Source organism: Roseateles sp. GW821-FHT09G03 (assembly GCF_059416045.1).
The window spans coordinates 111073-131885 of record NZ_JBWKOK010000006.1 but is presented as its reverse complement, the minus strand read 5'-3'; the positions used below and the strand labels follow the sequence as shown (position 1 = coordinate 131885).

Sequence of the window (20813 nt, the reverse complement as noted above, 5' to 3'; positions counted from 1 at the left end):
GCTGGCTGAAGGCGCTGCTCCGGGATCACCGGACCGACGCAAGGCGCGAAGCATAAGCCAGATGGCGGCTGATTCCAAGCCACGGATCCTCCGACTTGAGCCCGACTCAATAAACCCGGAGAATGCGCTCCTCATGAGCCCCGCACCGATGTCCCGGGAGGACACCCGACTCGATCCGCCCTCCGCCGCGGCCCTGCCCGCGCAGCGCCGCTCGCCGGTGGGCGCGAAGGCCGAGCAGCGGGTGAAGGACATCCTGCGCGCGAGCCGCGCGGTGTTCGCCGAGCGCGGCTACGAGCGGGCGACGACCACCGAGATCGCGCAGCGGCTGGGGATCTCCGAGGCGACGGTCTTTACCTACTTCCGCGGCAAGCGCGAGCTCTGCATGCGGGTGATCGGCGACTGGTACGACGAGATCATCGAGGCGATCGAATCGGGCCTGCCGCGCGAGCGGCCGATCCGGGACCAGCTGGAGTTCGTGGTCCACACCCACCTGCGGCTGTTCCTGATCCAGGGCACGGGGCTGTGCGAGCTGGTGCTGTCCGAAGGCCGCAAGCGCGAGGCGCCGGTGCCGCGCGTCGAGGGCCAGGACTTCGGCGCAGCCTTCGTCGACCTGCAGCGGCGCTACACGGCGCCGCTGATGGACCTGCTGGCGCGCGGTCAGACGCAAGGCGAGGTCCGGCAGGACATCCCGCTGCGGCTGCTGCGCTCGCTGGTGTTCGGGCCGATGGAGCACATGCTGTGGGAGGTGATCATCGCGGGCCGGCAGATCCAGGTGGACGCGGCGGCGCGCGATCTGGTCGCGCTGCTGTGGCCGGCGCTGCAGGCGCCGGATCAGGAGCTCAAGGCCCTGCGACGCCTGAAAGCCCGCGTGGCGGAAGCGCTGGACGGCGGTATCGACGCCGTCGACGGCAAGTCCTGACCCTCAGCGCATCGCACCACGTCGCGCAAGACCTGGGAAGGTCAAAAGATCAGCAGTTGAGGTCATGGCTCGACAGCCCCTGTTCGGGAACGATGACGGCTCCGACTTTCGAGTCATTTCATGGAGACCGACAACGTGAATCCCGACATCGATCCCACAGCTCAAGAGCTGCTGGGCGCCGGCCATGCGCCGATGCATATCCCTCCACCCTCCGGCCCAGGCCAATACGCGCCGCGCATCAGCGAGGACAACTTTGATCAGGAAGCCTGGGACTGCTGGTATCAGGAGCAGATCCGCCTCTCGATCGAAGACCCGCGCCCGAACATTCCTTTCGATGACTTCGTCGACTGGATGGAACGCAAGTTTCTGGACATGAGGAGCCGCCATGCTCAATCCCAAAACGATTGAATGCCGCCCCCGCGCCCTGCTCCGCATCGATCTGATCCTCGAGGAAATGGCCCGACACAATCAACTGGCCTCAGAAGAGTTCGGCCGGCAGATCGTCAAGAAGCTGCGGTTAGCTTTGTCGTTCCCGATGCTCTATCGCGCCTCGTCGCGCGTGGCCGGGATCCGCGAGATCGTCGTCACCCCCAACTACTTCGTGCCGTACCGCGTCACGCCCGAAGCCATCGAAGTACTGGACCTCGTTCACACGCGTCAGAACTGGCCGGACCCCTCAGCCTCTGCACTGGCAAGCTGATTCCCAGCAAAAGGGCGACCGCATGCGGTCGCCCTTCCTCATTGCGGCCGTCGCTGAATTCAGCGAGCCCGCCGTTCGATGACGACGCTGAGCGCCGCCAAGGCAAGTCCGACGACAGCAAGCCCTGCCCCCGCCACCGGCAGCGAGCGCAGCGAAGCCCCGTGCGTCAGCATCCACCCGCCGAGCCACGCACCACCGGCATTGCCCAGGTTGAACGCCGCGATGTTGAGCGTCGACACCAGCGCCGGCGCATCGGGCGCCTGCTGCATCATCCGCATCTGCAGTCCCGGCACCGTCGCGAAGGCCGCCATGCCCCAGACGAAGACGGTCACGATCGTCGGCCATTGCCAGTCGAGCACCACGGCCAGCAGCGCCTGCACGAGCGCCAGTGCGACCAGCACGCCCATCAGCGACGGCATCAGCTTCCAGTCCGCCAGCTTGCCGCCCAGCGTGTTGCCGATCGTCAGGCCCAGGCCGAAGAGGAACAGCACGCCCGTGATCCAGCCCGGCGTCAGGCCGGTGACCTCCGACAACATCGGCGCGATGAAGGTGAACGCGGTGAAGATGCCGCCGAAGCCGACCGCCGTCAGCGCCAGCGCGATCAGCACCTGCGGCCGCTTCAGCACCGACCAGTCGTTGCCCGCCTGAGCCCCGGTGTCGGCGTCCTTCGCCTTCGGCAGCAGCGCCACCAGCGCGATCGCCGCGACGATGCCCAGTCCGGCCACCGCGCCGAAGCTCGCGCGCCAGCCCCATTCCTGGCCGATCAGGTTGCCCAGGGGCACGCCCAGCACGTTCGCCAGCGTGAGGCCGGTGAACATCAGCGCGATCGCGCCGGCCTTGCGGTCGGGCGCGACCAGCTCGCTCGCCAGCACCGCGCCGATCCCGAAGAAGGACCCATGCGCCAGCGCCGCGACGATGCGTCCCGCCATCACCGTCCAGTAGCCGCCGCCGATCGCCGACAGCACGTTGCCCGCGATGAACAGCGCGATCAGCACCAGCAGCGCCCGCTTGCGCGGCCAGCCCGCGCTGAGCGCCGCCAGCGGCGGCGCGCCCAGCGCCACGCCCAGCGCATAGCCGGTCACCAGCAGGCCCGCACGGGGCAGACTGACGGTCAGGTCCTGCGCCATCGCCGGCAGCAGGCCCATGATCACGAACTCCGTCGTGCCGATGGCAAAGGCGGCGAGCGCCAGCGCCAGGATCGGCAACGGGAAGCCGCGTGCGGCCGGTTTGGCGCCGGCGTCGTCGAGGGTGGAAGAGAGGGAGGTCACGGAGACTCCAACGTTGATTCAATGGTCCGCACTGTGATCTGTCACTCCACGGATGGGAATCCATCTAAAGAGATAACCATCTGTTCCAGAATGGAAAAGGTGGAGCCCGCATGATGCGGCGGCCATGGGAGATGCGGAATGAATGAACTCGATGACATGCGCCTGTTCGTGCGCGCCGTGGCGGCGGGCAGCCTGTCCGCCGCGGGGCGCGAGCTCGGCTTCTCCCCCGCCGTCGGCAGCAAGCGGCTGGCGCGGCTGGAGACCCGCCTTGGTGTGCGGCTGCTGCAGCGCAGCTCGCGCCGCCTCGCGCTGACCGACGAAGGCGCGATCTACCTCGAGCGCTGCCAAGCCATCCTCGCCGACATCGACGACGCCGAAGCGGAACTCACGCAGGGCCGCCAGCAGGCGCGCGGGCTGCTGCGCGTGACGTCCACCGTCGCGCTGGGGCGTCGCTGCGTCGGCCCGCTCGCCGCGGAGTTCATGCGCGAGCATCCCGACGTCACCGTGCAGGTCTCCCTGTCCGACGCGCTCGTCGACCTGATCGAGGAAGGCTTCGATTGCGCCGTGCGCATCGGTGGACCGGCGGACTCGCGGCTGGTCGCCCGCCGCCTCGGCCCGAACCGGCGCGTGCTCTGCGCGACGCCCGCCTACCTGCGCCGCCGCGGCACGCCGCGCTCGCTCGAGGACCTCGCCGACCACGACTGCATCCTGCAGGAGCGCATCGCCACCCGGCAGTCGGACTGGCTGTTCATGCCGGCCGATCCCGCGGTCTCGCCGTCGCCGCGCACGGTCACCGTGCAGGGCCGGCTCGTCACCGACAACGGCGAGCAGGCGCACGACTGGGCCCTCGCCGGCCTGGGCCTGGTGCGCCGCGCGGTCTGGGACGTCGTCGACGAACTCGACGATGGCCGCCTCGTCGAGGTCCTGCCCGAATGGGCCGGCGAGGTCGGACCGCTGCAACTCGTGTTCCCGTCGCGCCGTCTGCTGCCGGCGCGCACGCGGCTGTTCATCGACGCGCTGGCCGCGCGCTTCGAACACTCCAAGGACCAGGCCCGCGTGCGCGCTCCCCTGCCTCCGAAGAAGCGTCGCCGTTGAGACCTCGCCCCGGCGGTGCACGGACGAAAAAAAGGGACCTTGCGGTCCCTTTTGGTGTGGCGTTCAGAGTGTTTCGAGCCGGCCGGAGCCGGCATCGATCACTTGAACGTGTAGTTCGCGGAGAACGTCCAGTAGCGGCCAGCGCCGTTGTGCAGGCCGGGGTTCCAGCCCAGGATCGTGTTGGCGCCGGTGTTGGTGCCGGGGTAGTACGGCGCCTTCTCGTCCATCACGTTCTGGATGTTCAGCGACAGCGACAGGTCCTTGAAGCCGGTGTACGTGTAGCCGACGTCGAACGTCATCCACTTGGAAGTGGCGCAGTTCGGGTAACGGTTGAAGTACAGGTCGCGGCCGTTGGTCGCCGTCGGCGCCACGCCCAGGATCGTGCGGCCGGTGATGTTGGGGTCCGAGCTCGGGCCGCCCCAATGGCAGGTCGTGCCCTGGTAGTAGATCGCCGGATCCACCGAGCCGTCCATGCGGCGCAGGAACGATACGCTGCTGACCCAGTTCATCGCGCCCATGATCGAGTGCTTGCCGTCGATCTCCAGCGTCGAGGTGGCGCGGAACTTCAGACGCGGCACGTCGCCCACCGAGGTCGCCCAGTCGGCCAGACCACCGTTGGTGCCCACCAGGTTGTTGTTGGCGTAGCCCTGCTGTTCCTCACGGCTGTACTTGGTCATGTACGTGCCGCGCAGCTGGTTGGTCCAGCGCAGACCTTCCTTCGGGATCATGTTGGTCTTGACCTCGAAGTCCAGACCCGACACCTCCGTGCTGCCCTGGTTCGTCCAGGGGGTCTGCACGAACAGCAGCGGGCCCGAGTTCGCCACGCCCGGCAGCTGCAGCGCCGGGTTGGTGTCACGCAGGATCAGGCCGGGGTAGCGTTCCGGGTGGTCCACCACGCCCTGCACCGACAGCAGCGCCACTTCGCCCTTCTTCTGGATGTTGAAGTAGTCCAGCAGCATGTCCACATGCTTGTTGGGCGAGAAGATGATGCCCAGCGAATGGCTCTTGGACTTCTCGGGCTTCAGCTCGGGGTTGGAGGTGCCCACGCCGGCCACGCTCTTCGCGCAGTCGGCCGCGGCGGCGCCGGGCTTGGGCGTGACGCCGTCTTCCTGGCAGCGCAGCGGGTCGATGACGTTGTTGACGAAGTACTGTGCGCCGCCCGGAGCGATCTGCGACACGGCCGGGGCGCGGAAGCCTTCGGAGTAGGTGCCGCGGAACGACAGTTGCGGGATCACCGTCCACTTGGCACCGACCTTCGGCACGAAGTTGGTCTTGATGCCGGGGTACTTGTCCGCGCGGCCGGCGAAGTCCATTTCGAAGGACTTGAAGAACGGCGTGCGGAACTCGATGAACGCCGACTTCACGGTGCGGGCACCGTCGATCTGCGTGTTGGCCAGACCCAGGATCTTGCCGTTGGCGTTCAACTCGTCAGGCGTGATCTCCAGCGTTTCGCGGCGGATTTCGACACCCGCGGCCGCGCCGATGGCGCCGCCCGGCAACGAACCGAACTCGGTCGCGACCTTGGCATCCCATTGCCAGATCGAGGCATCGGCATTGTTGGTCAGCGGACGCGACAGGTTGGGGTCGGCGGCGATCTGCGCCAGCGTGCGGCCGTTGGGGCCGAGCATGGTGCGCAGCACGTCCAGGTTCAGGAAGCCGAAGCTGGTTTCCTCACGCTTGGCCTTGTTCCACAGGATGGCGCTTTCCCAGTCGAAGGCACCGGTCGTGCCCTTGACGCCACCCAGCGCGCGGTACTGCTGGTTGGTCAGTTCGCTGCCGCCGCGGATGTTCTCGAAACGCATCTGCACCGAGGCGCGGGCGTTTGTGAACGGGTTGTCCGGATGACCGATCTCCAGGATCGGCTGGAAGGACGGCGCCACGTTGCCCAGCAGGAAGTTGCTGCTCGGGCTCAGGCCGCTGATCGTGCGCGAGGCGCCGAGGTAGTCGCGCTCCGTGCGCGCATAGCCAGCTTCGGCGAAGGCGGTGATGTCGTTGGTGACGCGGAAGTTCGCGCGCGAGATCAGGCTCGCGTCGGTGCCCTTGTTCTGCGCCTCGTTGAAGTTGTCGAGGTTGTAGTTGCAGAACGTGCGGTTCAGCAGCGGGGCCGTGGAGATGCCGTAGACCGCGCCGCCGGTGATCAGCTGCGACGGATCGCAGTTGGTGCGGTTGACCACGTTCGCGGCCGTGCCCTGCGGGAAGCTCAGGTTGCCCGGCGCGGCTTCGCGCGTCAGGAACGGCGAGGCCGACGAGAACGAGCCGTACGGGTTCAGGCGCAGGTTGATCTTCGCGTAGTCGTCGGCGTGGATGTCCTTCACGTCGCGGGTCATGGTGCGGCCGCGATGCGTGATGTCGCCGCTCACCAGGACGTTGAAGCCGTCCTTGGCGAAGTCGCCGAAGCCGAACGCGCCGTTGACGGTCTGGCGGCTGAATTCGCCGTCGTCGTTGGCGCCCACCGTGGCACCCATCTGGATGCCCTGGTAGTCGTTCTTCGTGATGAAGTTGATGACGCCGCCGATGGCGTCGGAGCCGTACACCGCCGCGGCGCCGTCCTTGAAGATTTCCACGCGTTCCAGCGCGGAGATCGGGATCGTGTTCAGGTCGTACAGCGTCGACGTGCCGTTGTTCGGGTTCGCATAGGCGGCCGGGGTCAGGCGGCGGCCGTTCAGCAGGATCAGCGTGGACGTCGAACCCAGGCCGCGCAGCGAGGCGGTGGCGACGCCGCGCGAGAAGCTGTTCTGCCCCGGGGTGTCGAAGTAGCCGTCGGTACCCAGCGCGGGCACCATCTTCATCAGCTCCAGCGCTGTCTTCGCACCGCTGGCGCGGATTTCCGCGGAAGTGATCCGGTCGATCGGCGATGTGCCTTCGGCAGTGGTGCGGCGGATGTTGGAGCCCGTCACTTCGACGCGTTCCAGTTGCTGCGACTCCTGCGCGGCGGCGATGCCGCAGGCCAGCGTGCTGGCGATCGCGATGCTGGTGAGTACCAGCGCCCTGTGGGTAAGTTGACGAGACATTACGGTCCTCTTCTGAGAATGGGGTCGCACCGGGTGATGGCGCTGTTTCCCGAACGGTTGCAGAGCGCACTCGGGTCGATGTGCCCCGTGCGATGCGTGAGCCGATTTTTTCAGTAGCGCAAACGTGTGGTTCACTGACTTAAACATTTGCTACATCGCGCAGCAAAAGAGCGACAGACCTATAAGAAGAAACCCGGAAGTCATGGGTCAAAGCAGGGGGAACCCTATCCCCACAAACCCCCTCAAATGCAGGCGCAAATCACACGGATATGACGGGTCTTTGACGTGACCCTGGCATCGGCGGTGTCGAAAGACAGGCTTGGCCGGCGCATTCGTGTCGACGCCGACATGAAGCGACGGACGAAAAAAAGCCCGGCCGGGGCCGGGCTTGATCAGGTGCGGAAGGCCGCGTCGAGACGCTCTCGAACGCGGACTTCGCGGATCGCGCAGGGCGATCAGAAGTCGTAGGACGCGCCCACCTTGTAGCTGCGCGGACGAATCCTGTAGCCGTCGCGCAGGTTGACCGGACGCTCGTCGCCCATCAGGTTGTTGATGTTCAGCGACAGGCGCAGGTTCTTGATGCCGGTGTAGCCCAGGCTGAAGTCGGTGCGGATGTCCTCGTCGATGTAGCAGGGCAGCGCGCCCGGCTTCAGCGTCTTCTGGCAGCCTTCCTCGCCCCAGCTGGCCACGTCCGTCTCGTCGCGGTTCAGCGCCGTGCGGGACGTGTAGTTGAAGCGCACGCCGGTGGTCCAGTCGCCCTTATTCCAGGCGGCCGAGAACACGGCCTTCAGGCGCGGGTTCTCGTACAGGCCGACCTGGTTGGGACGCCAGTGGTTCGCGTCGATGTCCCAGGCCTTGTAGGTCAGCGCGTAGGTCGCCGCCACGCCGAGGTTCAGCGTGCCGAACGATCCCGCCGCCACGCGGCCCTTCACGTCGATGTCCACGCCCGAGGTCTCGGTCTTGCCGAAGTTCTCGTACTGCAGCAGCAGCGAGGTGATCTGGCCCGCCTGCCAGGCGAGCGTGCCGCCGGAGAGCTGGTTGGCGCGGGTCACCCAGGCCTGCTCCTGCGCGGTCAGCGCGGCGCGGCTGATCATGGTCTCGTAGCCGGGCTTGCCTTCGCGTTCCAGCACGTAGGACGGATCACGCGAGTTGATCTCGTTCTTGCGCTCGATCTTGAAGTAGTCGACGGCGATCGACGCGTTCTTGGTCGGCTCGAACACGAAGCCCAGCGTGATGCTCTTGGACGTCTCCGGCTTCAGGTCCGGGTTGGCCGAGATCATCGCCGGGACCGAGGCCCGGCAGCCGCTGGCCAGGGCCAGGGCGGCATCGGACTGGTCGGCGGCGTTGCCCTTCTTGAGGATGTCGCTGACGGCCGTGGCGGTGGCGCAGCGCGCCGGATCCACCGTGTTGTTGAAGAAGCCGGTCACGCCGACCTGCCCCAGCGTCTCGGGGATGTTGGGCGCGCGGAAGCCGCCGGCCACCGTGCCGCGCAGCAGCAGCTGCGGCATCACTTCAAAGCGCACGCCGAGCTTGGGCGACACACGGCCGTCGAAGCCCGAGGCCTTGTCGAAACGCAGCGCGCCGTTCAGCTCGAGATGCTTCATCACGGGCGCGTTCAGCTCCAGGAACGCGGCGTCGAGCTTGCGCTCGCCGTCGATCAGGACCGAACCGCGGCCGACGATCTGCGCCTTCAGGACGTTGTCGGTCGACTTGATCGACACGCCTTCCTGGCGGTGCTCGGCCCCCAGCGCGAAGGCCAGCGGGCCGCCCGGCAGCTGGAACAGCTCGCCGCTCAGCTTGGCGTCCACCCAGGTCTGGTGGTTCTTGCCCTTGGAGCCGTTGACCGGGAACAGGCGCTCCAGCAGCTCACGGCTGTTGCCGCCGCCGATCTTGTACTCGCCCGACTCGACGGCCGCGAACAGGTCGCGCGAGCCCCAGCGGGCCAGCTTCTCGGCCTCGGCGGCGTTGCGGCCGATCGAGACTTCCCAGTCCATGTCGCGGAAGGTGCCTTGCAGGCCGGTCAGCGCGCGGTACTGCTTGCCGGTGCCGTCGTAGTTGAACAGGCTCGGGTCGTCCATGAACCGGTAGTCGATGCCACGGGCCTGGCCGGTCGGGTTGGCCGGATTCGTGGCCGACAGCACCGGATGCGGCACCGACTGCGCGACCTTGTTGTAGCCGTCGTACCAGCGCGAGGTGGCGCCGGCGCTGATGCTCATCGGCACGGTCAGGTACTCGGTGGTCGTCTTCGAGTAGGACACCTCGGCGAAAGCCTGGATGTCCTCGGTGACCTTCAGGCGGCCGGCGCTGAACAGGTTCACGCGCCGGGCCGGATCGGAGACCGGATTCAGGCCGTTGATGTCGGTCACGCACTGGCCCGCCGAATTCAGCGTCGTGCAGCCGGCCACCGGCACGCGGGCCGTGCCCACGCGCAGGTTGCCCGGATAGGAGTTCAGGTTGGGATCGCCGAAGGCCGGGTTGTAGAAGCCCTTGTGCCAGGCCGGGTAGTCGTCCTTCACGTCGGCCACGGTGTAGCCCTCGCGGCGGTAGGCCTCGATGTTGGCGAAGACGTTGAAGCGGTCCTTCTCCAGGTCGCCGAAGCCGGCCACGATGCTGGCCTGGCGCTGCGCGCCGACGCTTGGGTGCTCGTTGAACGTATAACTGGCCGAAGCGCCGACGCCGTTGTACGAGCGGCGCGTGATGATGTTGATCACGCCCGCCATCGCATCGGAGCCGTAGATGGCGGAGGCGCCGTCCTTCAGCACCTCGATGCGCTCGACCACGTCGGCCGGGATCGAGTCGACGTTGACGAAGGTGTCCTTGGCGCCGTCGGCCAGGCCGAAGTTGGCGACGCGGCGGCCGTTCAGCAGCACCAGCGTGGCGCCCTTGCCCAGGCCGCGCATCGACACGCCCGAGGCGCCCGACGCGAAGCTGGACGTGTTGCCGTCGTCCCTGATTTCGCTGCTCGAGGTCGAGGTCAGCGTGTCCAGCACCTGGCGCACGGTGTTGGCGCCGGTGCGGCGGATCTCTTCACGGTTGTAGACCTGCACCGGCGAGGCCGTCTCGGAGGCCAGGCGCTTGATGTTGGAGCCGGTCACCTCGACGCGCTGAAGCTGGGTCGTGTCCTGTGCCTGGGCTTGCGCGATCTGGGCGCAGCACAGCAGCGCCGCGGCGGCGCTCAGGGACAGGGAGAGCTGGTTGTTTTTTCTCATACTTCCACTTGCGAATTGATGAAGGGCCGGATGGGTGGCACCGGCCGAGGAGACCGGCAGCGGGGTGGACTCGCCGGGTCGCGCCCAGGGGATCTCCCGGGGGGCGCGAGGGGGCGGATTCTGGGCAGCCCCCTCCCCCCTGTCCGTCGTCATCCATTGCAAAACAGCAACAATCGTTCACCTCACAGCATTCACTCTTCGCATTAGTGGGCGACCAACGCCCCACTGCCCGGAAAGCGGGCGAAGAAGGCGCGGAAATGGGGCGTGGCAACGGTGCCAGGAAGGGAAAACCCTCTGGCCTCGAAAAGGCACCATGAAGGTGCGCTGAGCGCCCTTTCATTCGAGTTAACCCTTCCGGGTTCCCCCGAAGGGTCGACGACTTCGGCGGGCATCGCCCCCTCAAGACCTGGCCCCGCACGCTGGAAGTTCGAAAGCGATACGCTTGCGCACCCCCGCCGCAAGACCCGACCCCCTTTCAGAAGGCCCGGGCGCGACGGATCCGCCCAGGCGTCCCCAGGAGGAACCCCCATGTCCATTTCGATGACCGTGAACGGCAAGGCGGTGACGCTCGATGCCGATCCGCAGATGCCCCTGCTGTGGGCGCTGCGCGAAGACCTGCAACTGACCGGCACCAAGTTCGGCTGCGGCATGGCGCTGTGCGGCGCCTGCACCGTGCACCTGGACGGCCAGCCCGTCCGCTCGTGCCAGACGCCGCTCGAGGCGGCCGCCGGCAAGAAGATCACCACGATCGAAGGCGTCGGCGCCACGCCCGCCGGCCGCGCGGTGCAGCACGCGTGGCTCAAGATCGACGTGCCGCAATGCGGCTACTGCCAGAGCGGCCAGATCATGAGCGCCTGCGCGCTGCTGGCCGGCAAGAAGAAGCCCACCGACGCCGACATCGACGGCGCGATGAGCGGCAATGTCTGCCGCTGCGGCACCTACAACCAGATCCGGGCGGCGATCCACGACGCCTCGGCCACGCTGGCGAAGGGAGGCTGAGCATGGACACCCTCTTCAACAAGGACGGAACGTCCGCGTTCCCGGCCGCCGCTGGCGCGGTCGCCCCCGCCGCTCCCGCCTCGCCGAGCCGCCGTTCGCTGCTCAAGGGCGGCGCCGCATTGACTGTGTCCTTCGCGCTGCCGTTGGCCGCCGGTCGCGCGGCACTGGCGCAGACGGGCGGCAGCGCTTCCAACACCTTCGCGCCCAACGCCTGGCTGCGCATCACGCCCGACAACAAGGTCACCGTCGTCTGCGGTTCGGCCGAGATGGGCCAGGGCGTGCTGACCGCGATCCCGATGATGGTGGCCGAGGAACTCGACGCCGACTGGGCGCTGGTCTCCGTCGAGCAGGCACCCGCGGACGCGGCCTACAACAACCCGATGTTCGGCATGCAGGCCACCGGCGGCAGCACGACGGTGCGCGCGCACTGGACGCCGGTGCGCCAGGCCGGCGCCGCGGCGCGCCAGATGCTGGTCGCCGCGGCGGCGCAGCAGTGGCAGGTCGACGCCGCGTCGCTGCGCACCGAGCGCGGCCAGGTGATCGGCCCGAACGGTCGCAAGGCCACTTACGGCTCGCTGGTCGGCGCCGCCGCGAAGCAAGCGGTGCCGGACAAGCCCGCGCTGAAGGACCGCAAGGACTTCCGCATCATGGGCAAGCCGACGCGCCGTCTGGACAGCGCGGCCAAGATCAACGGCACCGCCAAGTTCGGCATCGACGCGCATGTGGACGGCCTGCTGGTCGCGGTGATGGCGCGCGCGCCGATCGCGGGCGCCAAACCCAAGGCCTTCGACGAAGGCAAGGCCAAGGCCATCAAGGGCGTGCGCAAGGTCATCACCATCCCGTCGGGCGTGGCGGTGCTGGCCGACGGCTACTGGGCCGCCAAGCAGGGCCGCGACGCGCTCGGCATCGAATGGGACCTGGGCACGCATGCGGACCTGTCGTCGGACAAGGTCTCGAGCACGCTCGACGAAGGCCTGCAGAACGCCACCGCGATCGCGCACGAGGTGGGCAACGTCAAGGACGGCAGCGCCAACGCCGCGCGCAACCTGAGCGCGCAGTACGACGTGCCCTACCTCGCGCACGCCGCGATGGAGCCGTTGAACTGTCTGGCCTGGGTCAAGGGCGACGAGGTCACCATCTGGGCCGGCACACAGAGCCAGGGGCCGGCGCAGGGCATCCTGTCACAGGTCGCGCAGGTCACGCCGGCCAAGGTGAAGGTCAACACGATGCTGCTGGGCGGCGGCTTCGGCCGCCGCTTCGCGCCGGACTTCACCATCGACGCGACGCTGCTGTCCAAGCTCAGCGGCAGCCCGGTCAAGCTGATCTACGCCCGTGAGGACGACATGGCCGCCGGCTACTACCGGCCGACGTCGCGCGTGCGCTTCGAGGCGGGACTCGACGACAAGGGCCAGCCGTTGATGCTGCGCGCCGATGTCGCCAGTCCGTCCATCATGGCCGCGTCGGGTTTCATGAAGATCCCGGAGAACGGCGTCGATTCGATGGCGGTCGAGGGATTGGCCGACCATCCCTACGAGATCCCGCACCAGCGCATCGCCTACGGCCGCGCGGAGCCGGGGCCGCAGGTGTGGTTCTGGCGCTCGGTGGGACATTCGCAGAACGCGTTCTTCATCGAGAGCTTCATCGATGAACTCGCGCACGCGGCCAAGGCCGATCCGCTGAAGTACCGGCTGGCGCTGCTTGAGAAACATCCGCGCGCCCGGGGTGTGCTGCTGCTGGCCGCGGAGAAGGCCGGCTGGAGCCGGGCGCTGCCCAAGGGCCGGCATCGCGGCATCGCGGTGGCGGAAAGCTTCGGCACCTGGGTCGCCGAGGTGGCGGAGGTCTCCGTGGCCAAGGACGGCGGCATCAAGGTCCATCGCGTGACCGCGGCCGTCGACTGCGGCCAGACCGTGAATCCGCAGACGATCGCCCGCCAGATCGAAGGCGCCGTGGTCTACGGGCTGTCAGCCGCGCTGTACGGACGCATCACGTTCAAGGACGGGAAGGTGGAACAGAGCAACTTCCACGACTACCCGGTGCTGCGTCTGAATGAGATGCCCAAGGTCGACGTGCACATCGTGCAAAGCAACGAAGCGCCCGGCGGCATCGGCGAACCGGGCACGCCGCCGATCGCGCCGGCCGTCGCCAACGCGATCTTCGCGGCGACAGGCAAGCGGCTGCGCCAGCTGCCGTTCGACAGCGAAGCGCTCAAACAGGCCTGATCCAGCAGGCCTGATCCGGCAGGCCCCGGGCCTGTCGCGCGCTCAGGAGGCCGGCGGATAACCGGCCTCGCTGAGCACACCCGCCAGCTGTTCGCGGCTCAGGCCGCTCTCCACCTTCACCGTCTTCTGCGGCAGGTCGACGTCCACCTCGGCGTGGGCGTCGGCCTCCTTCACCGCCTCGGTCACGGCAGCCAGGCAGTGGCCGCAGCTCATGTCGGGAAGCTTGAATTCATGCATGTCAGACTCCTTCGGATCAATCGACAGGCCGAAGCGTAAACCTTGCCACGATGGCAAGGTCAAGCGCGTCTGCGGGATCCGGTGCCGGCCGCCCTCATACGCTGCACATGTTCCGCAAATCGGTCGGCCGGCACCGGATCCCTCCGACCGGACCACCGAGTCGATCGGGCCTTGGCGAAATCTCCCATTCGGGGCATGGCCTTGACCTTCCCATCATGGCAAGCTTGAGACTGACGCCATGAACATCGCCACCACCCCCTCCCTCACACCCGCCGGTGCCGTCCGCGCTGCCGGTGCCGCGGCCGGCGAGCGCCAGCTCGCCGTGTCGGGCATGACCTGCGCCAGCTGCGTCAACCGCGTCGAACGCGCCCTGCGCAAGGTGCCCGGCGTCGACAACGCCGAAGTCAACCTCGCCACGGAAAGCGCCACCGTGCGCACGCAAGCCGGCATCGACACCGGCGCGCTCATCGCCGCCATCACCAAGGCCGGCTACGAGGCACACGAAATCGTCGCCGACGACGACACGCCACCTCCCCCGCCGCCCTGGGCCGCGACCGGGTGGCCCGTGCTGACCGCCGCCCTGCTGACGCTGCCGCTCATCGCACCGATGGTCGCCATGGCGTGGGGCGCCCATTGGATGCTGTCCGGCTGGTGGCAACTGGCGCTGGCGACGCCCGTGCAGTTCTGGCTCGGCGCGCGCTTCTACCGCGCCGGCTGGGCCGCGCTGAAGGACCGCAGCGGCAACATGGACCTGCTCGTCGCGCTGGGCACCAGCGCGGCCTATGGCCTCAGCGTGTACGAGCTCTTCCGGCAAGGACCGATGAGCACGGCGCTGTACTTCGAATCGGCCGCCGCCGTCATCACGCTGGTGCTGCTGGGCAAGTGGCTGGAAGGCCGCGCGAAACGCCAGACGCTCAGCGCGATCGCCGCGCTGAAGCAACTGCGTCCCGAGAACGCGCGGGTGCGCCGCGGTCCCGCCGGCGCCGTGACGGAGGTCGACGTTCCGCTCGCGCAACTGAAGTTGAAGGATCTGATGGTCGTGCGTCCGGGCGAGCGCATTCCGGCCGACGGCCGCATCCGCGAAGGCCGCAGCGCCGTCGACGAGTCGCTGATCAGCGGCGAGAGCCTGCCGGTGGACAAGGCCGAGGGGGATCGCGTCGTGGGCGGCGCGGTCAACGGCGACGGCCTGCTGCTCGTCGAGGTCACCGCGCTGGGCGCGGAGTCCACGCTGTCGCGGATCGTCCGCCTGGTCGAATCCGCGCAGGCGCACAAGGCGCCGATCCAGCGGCTGGTGGACCAGGTCAGTGCGGTGTTCGTGCCGGCGGTGCTGGTCATCGCGGCGGTGACGCTGCTGGCATGGGGACTGTCCACCGGCGACTGGGAACGCGCGCTGATCCATGCCGTCGCCGTGCTGGTGATCGCCTGCCCCTGCGCGCTGGGCCTGGCGACGCCCGCGGCGATCATGGTCGGCACCGGTGTCGCCGCGCGTCGCGGCCTGCTGATCAAGGACGCCGAGGCGCTGGAGCAGGCGAGGCGCGTCGAGCTGGTCGTGTTCGACAAGACCGGCACGCTGACCGAAGGCAAGCCGCGCCTGACGGACTTCGTCGCGGTGCCCGGCATGGGCGAAGCCGATGCGCTCGGCCTCGCGGCGGCGTTGCAGATGGGCAGCGAACATCCGCTGGCCCGCGCGGTGCGCGACGCCGCCTTCGAGCGCGCGCTCACGACCGCACCCGCCGCCGCGGTGCGCGCGATCGCGGGACGCGGCATCGAAGGCCGCGTCCAGGCCCGCGCATTGATGCTGGGCAGCGGACGCTGGATGGCGGAGCTCGGCGTCGACCTGTCGCCGCTGGAAGCGCGCGCCCAGGCAGCGCTCGCGCAAGGCCGCACACTGTCGTGGCTGGCCGCCGCCGACGGTCCCGGCGCGCCGGTGCTGCTGGCGATGCTCGCGTTCGGTGACCGCGCCAAGGCGTCGTCGGCTGCGGCGATCGCCGATCTGAAGGCGCTGGGCCTGCGCACGCTGATGCTCAGCGGCGACAACGCCGCGGCCGCGAAGGCCGCGGGCGATGCGTTGGGGCTGGATGAGGTTCGCGCCGAACTGCTACCCGAGGACAAGGCCCGCATCGTGGCGGAACTGCGTGCCGACGGCACGCACGTGGCGATGGTGGGCGACGGTATCAACGACGCGCCGGCGCTGGCCGCCGCGGACGTCGGCCTCGCCATGGGCGGCGGCACGGACGTCGCGATGGAAGCGGCCGGCATCACGCTGATGCGCGGCGATCCGCGGCTGGTCGCGGAGGCGATCGCGCTGTCGCGCGCGACGGTCGCGAAGATCCGCCAGAACCTGTTCTGGGCCTTCATCTACAACCTGCTGGGCGTGCCGCTGGCGGCGCTGGGGCTGCTGAGCCCGGTGATCGCCGGCGCCGCGATGGCGCTGTCCAGCGTCTCGGTGCTGGGCAACGCGCTGCTGCTCAAGCGCTGGAAAGGATCCGCGCGATGACTGTTTCTTCTGCCCGGGCCTCCACCGCCCGCGCCTCCTCGGCCAACACCGCCGCCGCAGTCGTTGCGGACGGTGCGCCGCTGACCATCGGCCAGGCGGCCGAGCGCTCCGGCGTGTCGCCGAAGATGCTGCGCCACTACGAGTCGCTGGGGTTGCTGCCACCCGTGGCCCGCACCGAGTCGGGCTACCGCCTCTACGGCGAGAAGGAGGTGCACACGCTGCGCTTCATCCGCCGCGCGCGTGACCTGGGCTTCTCGATGGCGGAGATCTCCGAGCTGCTCAAGCTCTGGCAGAACCGCCGCCGCGCCAGCGGCCAGGTCAAGCGCATCGCGGAGACGCACATCGCCGACCTCGACCGCCGCATGGCCGAGATGCAGGCGATGCGCCGCGCGCTGGCCGAGCTTGCACACTGCTGCCACGGCGACGACCGCCCCGATTGCCCCATCCTCGACGACCTCGCACAAGGAGCCACCCCATGAGCGCCCCCCTCGATCCCGACCACGGCCCCGCGGCCGGCCACCCCGCCGACCCCGTCCCCGCCCGATGGGAGCGCATCAGCGCGCACCTCGGCAACGTCGGCGGCCTGACGATCCGGCGCGCGGTGCCCACACCGAAGCGCCGCATGATCGGCGCCTGGTGTTTCCTCGACCATGCCGGCCCGGCCGACCTGACGCCGGAGAACGCGATGCGCGTCGGCCCGCATCCGCACACCGGCCTGCAGACCTTCAGCTGGATGATCGAGGGCGAGGTGCTGCACCGCGACAGCCTGGGCTCCAAACAGATGCTGCGGCCCGGCCAGGTGAACCTGATGACCGCGGGCCGGGGCATCAGCCACACGGAGGAGTCGCAGTCCAACCGTCTGCAGCTCGCGCAGCTGTGGATCGCGTTGCCCGACGCGGTGCGGCATCGCGAGCCGGCCTTCGAGCACTTCCCTGATTTGCCGTCGTTCGCGACCGGCGGCTTCGAGACGATGCTGCTGGTCGGCGAGTTCGGCGGTCATCGCTCACCGGTGCCCAGCCACACGCCGCTGCTGGGCGTGGACCTGAGCGCCACGCGCGCGGCCGAGGCGACGATCCCGCTGCATCCCGATCAGGAGTACGGGCTGATGGTCCTGGAGGGCGAACTGTCGGTGACGCTTGACGGTGAATCCACCGGCGCGAGCCAGCCCGGCGAGCTGCTCTACATCGCGCCGGGCGCGCAGTCGCTGAAGCTGCTGTCGGGCGGCGGCAAGAGCCGTGCGCTGCTGCTCGGCGGCCCGCCCTTCGGCGAGCCGGTGCTGCTGTTCTGGAACTTCGTCGGCCGCACGCGCGAGGAGATGCAGGGCTACGCCGAGGAATGGAACAGCCGCGAGGACGGCGGCCGGTTCGGCGAGGTGCACGGATTCGACGGCCCCCGGTTGCTGGCGCCTGTCGTGCCGCCGCTCAAGACCCCGCACTAAACCCCGCGCCGGAGGTCGCACCGGACGCCGCATCAGGCGGTGGGACGGCCGGCGTCGGCGTCCCGGTAGTCGTGGCGGACGACGATGCCGAGCCTGGCACGGTCCGCCATGCCTGCAGCCAGCGGTGAGCGCGCGGCTCATCCACCCAGCCACTGCCGACGGTGGACCGGATGATCGCGGCATAGGCGTCGATCGCGGCAGCGGGATGCGGCTTGCCGGGCAACGGTGTCGGGCGCGGCGCCTTGCGTCCCCATCTGCGGGACCAGCCCCGCAGGCCCAGCAGACGATGCAGATCGCGCGGAGCCAGGGCGCCCGCGCCGCGCAACCGCAGCAGGCACAGGCCGATCTCCCGCACCGAGTCGGCCCGGTTGTCGAGCAGCGCCACCGCGAGCGGGGACGGCTGGTGCCGGCCGGGCCCGAACAGACGTCTCAGATCCGGCGAACGCAGCCGCACCGGGCGGACGGTCTCGACCATCAGCGTCAGGAACTCGCGCAGCGGGACGGGATCCAGCACCAACGCCGCCAGGTGGAAGAGACACACGCCGCCGCCGTCCTTCGCCGCCATGAGCGCCAGCATGTCACGGTGGCCGATCCAGCCGTGTGCCACGCCTCGCATCAGCGCAGCCAGCCACAGGTCCACGACGTCGAACCGGGCCGCCGCCACGGCGACACCAAGGGCCGGCATCTCGCCCGGCACACCCTCGAAGGACGGAAACAACGCCCGCCGCCAATGGCAACGCTGCAGTGCGAGCGCGTACCGGGTCAGCACCTCCACCACGGCGGGTGGACCGCGCCGCATCGCCGCGCCGATCGCGATGTGCCCGCCCCGGCGGTACCAGCGCGCATGCACGCGGTCCTCGACATCGAAGAAGTGCCCGAGGTCGAGCACGTTCAGTTCGTCCCACAGATGTTCCTCCAGCGCGCGCGCATGGCCGGCGACCGCGGCCAGCGACGGCGCATGCGGCTCGTCGCCGTTCCCGAGCAGCAGCCGGCTCACCTCGTCGCGCGACAGGAGACCCTCCTTCCGCGCGGCGATCAGGGCGGCGCGATAGCAGGCGGCCGCCTCGCACGATCCCGCCGCCATCGCCTGGTGATAGACGCCCGAGTCGTCGACGCGATTCACCTTCAGGGCATGGAAGAGGTCGCGGTCGCCGAGCACGCCCTGCTGCGTCATGCGGTTCAAGACCCCCGTCCAGACCTCGACCGTCTCGGCGTGGTTGCGCGCCATCGCGAGTCCCAGCCCGCGCCAATGCTCGGGTCCGTCCCCGGCGTCCAGGCCCATGAGGAGCGCCCGGACCTCCGGGTGCGTCAGCACGCTGCGTTCGTGGGCCACGTCGACGGCATTCAGGAAGACGCGCAGCGACGCGGCCCGGCCTTCCGCGAGCGCCACGCCGATGGCCCCCAGGGACTCGGCATCGCCCCCCGCCAGAATCTCATGGAAGGGCGGCACCAGCGGCAGCGGCATCGGTCGCGGATGCGCGCGGATCACCAGCATCGTGTCCATCAACTCGCGCAGCGTGTCCGCGCCGTCCGCACGGCTGATGGCGCGCACGAGCGCGGACTGCCCGTGGTCGTCGCGGGCCACCAGCGCCTGCCCTCGCTGCCGGGCGGTCAGGGCGGGCGCGGCGACCTGCAGCAGGACCAGCCAGCGCTGCAGACGCACGACATCGTCGCAGCGGACCGCACCGGCCACGAGACCGGTGGCGTCACACGCCAGCCAGGCCCGGGCCGCGGCGTGGGCCTTCCTCGGCATCAGGCGGTCAAACGCCCAGGTCTGGCCGGCGTCGTCCGCGGCGACCATCAACCGGTGACGAAGATCCGCCGGCAGACCATCGACCCGATAGCGGCGCAGCCAGTCCTTGCAGCGCGCCTCGCCCATCCGTCGCCACCAGATGCCGGCCAGTTCATCGTTCACGAGCCAATGCGGGGCGATCCAACGCAGCGCGTCCTCGGCATCGACCAGGATCGGCATCCGCGCGAGGCCCTCGCGCTCCGCCTCGCCAAGACGCAGGCGATGCGGTGAGCCGCGACTCTCCTCGTGATCGAGGTCGCGCAGGTGACGGACACGCACCGGCAGGGCCTCGCCGGGATCGAAGGCCTCCGCGCGTCCGGTCTGCACCCACCAGAGCCCCTCGCCCAGTTGGCGCAGCCGGCGGGGGCCGTCGGCGGCCGACCAGGAGAGGCGCGTGTTGATCGTGCTTGTCGGCAGCGCCCCGTTGTCCATGAGGTTCAGCAGCACCTGGACGGCCAGCCAGTCCGGATGTGCGAGCAGGCCGGCCCGACCGCTGTCGGCGTCCTCATGGAACAGGGCCCAGCGATCCACCGGTCCCAGCACGCGCTCGATCGCCTCGATCTCCTCGTCGATCGCCGCCTGCTGGGCAGGCGTCGCCGGCCACACGCGCGTCAGGTCCACGCCCATCGCGGTCAGCCGCTCACGCAGACGCACCAGGGCCTCTTCGGCGAGCGAGCGCGCCACCGTCGTCGGCGTCACGCGCTGCCGCAAGGCGGCCCGGGCGCGCCTGACGACGTCGGGCGCCAGCGTCCCGGCATCGTAGAAGCGGTCGTCGGGCTGGTCCTCGGCGAGCGGCAGGTGCAACCGTTGCTCCAGCGCGGTGACGTAGTGCGATTCGTAGTTCGCGAGCGCCCGGGGGCCCTCGGCCGGATCACGGCCCACCGTGGCGCGCACGACCTCGATCAGGGTCTGCCGGACCAGTTCGGCGCGACGCAGCGCGGCCGCCTGCGTCGCACCGCCCGCGGCGCAGCCCAGCCGGTGCACCGCGCTGCGCAAGGCGGTGACGCAACCCCTGACACACAAGCCGGTGGCTTCGGCGGCCAGGGCCAGTTGCTCGCGCCGCAGCGGCACGGGAATGCCCGGCTCGACGGCCAGCCGCGCGAGCGCCCGCAGCAGGCCCGCGCCCTCGCCATGCAGAAAGGCTTTGCGATCGGACTCCGACGCCGGGTCTTCGAGATCGCCGGTGCGTGTCGGCAGGTCGGCGAACAGTGCCGCTTCACGTGCCGCGCCCAGCGCCCTCGCGCCGGCGGACAGGTCGGCGCAGGCCGAGGCGAGGATCGGCGCCGGGCCGCCGACACCGACGCCCTCGTCCTGCGCAACGCGCGGCAGGTCCGGCTCGATGCCGGGCGAAAACCCGAAGTGCGGATCGAAAGCGCCGTCGGGCGGGAGCGAAGGGGTGGCGAGGAACGACGTCATGCGGCACGACCGG

The 20813-nt window shown here is 69.3% G+C and carries 14 protein-coding genes; 9 read left to right on the top strand and 5 right to left on the bottom strand.

Annotated elements, in window-relative coordinates:
* Positions 1-133: 133 nt before the first annotated feature.
* The 3 genes from AC07OZ_RS21415 (at position 134) to AC07OZ_RS21405 (ending at position 1619) form a co-directional block, all read left to right on the top strand.
* Entirely contained in the window at positions 134-919 is a 786-nt protein-coding gene (locus AC07OZ_RS21415) for a TetR/AcrR family transcriptional regulator (RefSeq protein ID WP_495469098.1), read from the top strand.
* Positions 920-1039: 120 nt separating this feature from the next.
* A complete protein-coding gene (locus AC07OZ_RS21410; protein ID WP_495469097.1) occupies positions 1040-1327 on the top strand; it encodes a hypothetical protein in 288 nt (95 codons plus the stop codon).
* Entirely contained in the window at positions 1305-1619 is a 315-nt protein-coding gene (locus tag AC07OZ_RS21405) for a type II toxin-antitoxin system RelE/ParE family toxin (protein ID WP_495469096.1), read from the top strand. The genes AC07OZ_RS21410 and AC07OZ_RS21405 overlap by 23 nt, the downstream gene beginning before the upstream one ends.
* Positions 1620-1678: 59 nt before the next feature.
* Here AC07OZ_RS21405 and AC07OZ_RS21400 read toward each other — a convergent pair whose 3' ends face one another.
* Positions 1679-2887 (bottom strand): MFS transporter, encoded by a 1209-nt coding sequence (locus tag AC07OZ_RS21400; RefSeq protein ID WP_495469095.1) that lies wholly within the window; start codon positions 2885-2887, stop codon positions 1679-1681.
* A gap of 138 nt (positions 2888-3025) precedes the next feature.
* Between AC07OZ_RS21400 and AC07OZ_RS21395 the strand changes: the two genes are divergently transcribed.
* A complete protein-coding gene (locus AC07OZ_RS21395; RefSeq protein ID WP_495469094.1) occupies positions 3026-3982 on the top strand; it encodes a LysR family transcriptional regulator in 957 nt (318 codons plus the stop codon).
* 98 nt (positions 3983-4080) lie between these two features.
* On the opposite strand, the gene AC07OZ_RS21390 is transcribed toward AC07OZ_RS21395, so the two are convergent.
* On the bottom strand, positions 4081-6993 hold the full coding sequence (locus tag AC07OZ_RS21390) for a TonB-dependent receptor plug domain-containing protein (protein WP_495469093.1): 2913 nt from the start codon (positions 6991-6993) through the stop codon (positions 4081-4083).
* Between the two features lie 455 nt (positions 6994-7448).
* Positions 7449-10202, bottom strand: a complete 2754-nt coding sequence (locus tag AC07OZ_RS21385; RefSeq protein ID WP_495469092.1) for a TonB-dependent receptor plug domain-containing protein — start codon at positions 10200-10202, stop codon at positions 7449-7451.
* Between the two features lie 528 nt (positions 10203-10730).
* On the opposite strand from AC07OZ_RS21385, the gene AC07OZ_RS21380 reads away from it, so the two are divergent.
* On the top strand, positions 10731-11201 hold the full coding sequence (locus tag AC07OZ_RS21380) for a (2Fe-2S)-binding protein (protein WP_431260473.1): 471 nt from the start codon (positions 10731-10733) through the stop codon (positions 11199-11201).
* A 2-nt stretch (positions 11202-11203) separates the two neighbouring features.
* Entirely contained in the window at positions 11204-13420 is a 2217-nt protein-coding gene (locus tag AC07OZ_RS21375) for a xanthine dehydrogenase family protein molybdopterin-binding subunit (RefSeq protein WP_495469091.1), read from the top strand.
* A 42-nt stretch (positions 13421-13462) separates the two neighbouring features.
* Here the strand turns inward: AC07OZ_RS21375 and AC07OZ_RS21370 are convergent, their stop codons facing one another.
* On the bottom strand, positions 13463-13657 hold the full coding sequence (locus tag AC07OZ_RS21370; protein ID WP_495469090.1) for a heavy-metal-associated domain-containing protein: 195 nt from the start codon (positions 13655-13657) through the stop codon (positions 13463-13465).
* 238 nt (positions 13658-13895) lie between these two features.
* Here AC07OZ_RS21370 and AC07OZ_RS21365 point away from each other — a divergent pair, with 238 nt between their 5' ends.
* The 3 genes from AC07OZ_RS21365 (at position 13896) to AC07OZ_RS21355 (ending at position 17592) form a co-directional block, all read left to right on the top strand.
* Positions 13896-16154, top strand: coding sequence for a heavy metal translocating P-type ATPase (locus AC07OZ_RS21365; RefSeq protein ID WP_495469089.1), 2259 nt, complete (start codon positions 13896-13898; stop codon positions 16152-16154).
* A 125-nt stretch (positions 16155-16279) separates the two neighbouring features.
* Complete coding sequence (locus AC07OZ_RS21360) at positions 16280-16633, top strand: MerR family DNA-binding protein (RefSeq protein ID WP_495469396.1); 354 nt, start codon at positions 16280-16282, stop codon at positions 16631-16633.
* On the top strand, positions 16630-17592 hold the full coding sequence (locus AC07OZ_RS21355) for a pirin family protein (RefSeq protein ID WP_495469088.1): 963 nt from the start codon (positions 16630-16632) through the stop codon (positions 17590-17592). Before AC07OZ_RS21360 ends, AC07OZ_RS21355 begins: the two co-directional genes overlap by 4 nt.
* On the opposite strand, the gene AC07OZ_RS21350 is transcribed toward AC07OZ_RS21355, so the two are convergent.
* Positions 17576-20800 (bottom strand): hypothetical protein, encoded by a 3225-nt coding sequence (locus AC07OZ_RS21350; RefSeq protein ID WP_495469087.1) that lies wholly within the window; start codon positions 20798-20800, stop codon positions 17576-17578. The genes AC07OZ_RS21355 and AC07OZ_RS21350 overlap by 17 nt on opposite strands.
* Between the last annotated feature and the right edge of the window lie 13 nt (positions 20801-20813).

Coding starts and splice junctions, on each gene's coding strand:
- AC07OZ_RS21355 (WP_495469088.1), top strand. CDS start 16,630: ATGAGCGCCCCCCTCGATCCCGACCACGGCCCCGCGGCCGGCCACCCC.
- AC07OZ_RS21365 (WP_495469089.1), top strand. CDS start 13,896: ATGAACATCGCCACCACCCCCTCCCTCACACCCGCCGGTGCCGTCCGC.
- AC07OZ_RS21395 (WP_495469094.1), top strand. CDS start 3,026: ATGAATGAACTCGATGACATGCGCCTGTTCGTGCGCGCCGTGGCGGCG.
- AC07OZ_RS21410 (WP_495469097.1), top strand. CDS start 1,040: ATGGAGACCGACAACGTGAATCCCGACATCGATCCCACAGCTCAAGAG.
- AC07OZ_RS21405 (WP_495469096.1), top strand. CDS start 1,305: ATGCTCAATCCCAAAACGATTGAATGCCGCCCCCGCGCCCTGCTCCGC.
- AC07OZ_RS21390 (WP_495469093.1), bottom strand. CDS start 6,993: ATGTCTCGTCAACTTACCCACAGGGCGCTGGTACTCACCAGCATCGCG.
- AC07OZ_RS21415 (WP_495469098.1), top strand. CDS start 134: ATGAGCCCCGCACCGATGTCCCGGGAGGACACCCGACTCGATCCGCCC.
- AC07OZ_RS21385 (WP_495469092.1), bottom strand. CDS start 10,202: ATGAGAAAAAACAACCAGCTCTCCCTGTCCCTGAGCGCCGCCGCGGCG.
- AC07OZ_RS21380 (WP_431260473.1), top strand. CDS start 10,731: ATGTCCATTTCGATGACCGTGAACGGCAAGGCGGTGACGCTCGATGCC.
- AC07OZ_RS21370 (WP_495469090.1), bottom strand. CDS start 13,657: ATGCATGAATTCAAGCTTCCCGACATGAGCTGCGGCCACTGCCTGGCT.
- AC07OZ_RS21350 (WP_495469087.1), bottom strand. CDS start 20,800: ATGACGTCGTTCCTCGCCACCCCTTCGCTCCCGCCCGACGGCGCTTTC.
- AC07OZ_RS21360 (WP_495469396.1), top strand. CDS start 16,280: ATGCTGCGCCACTACGAGTCGCTGGGGTTGCTGCCACCCGTGGCCCGC.
- AC07OZ_RS21375 (WP_495469091.1), top strand. CDS start 11,204: ATGGACACCCTCTTCAACAAGGACGGAACGTCCGCGTTCCCGGCCGCC.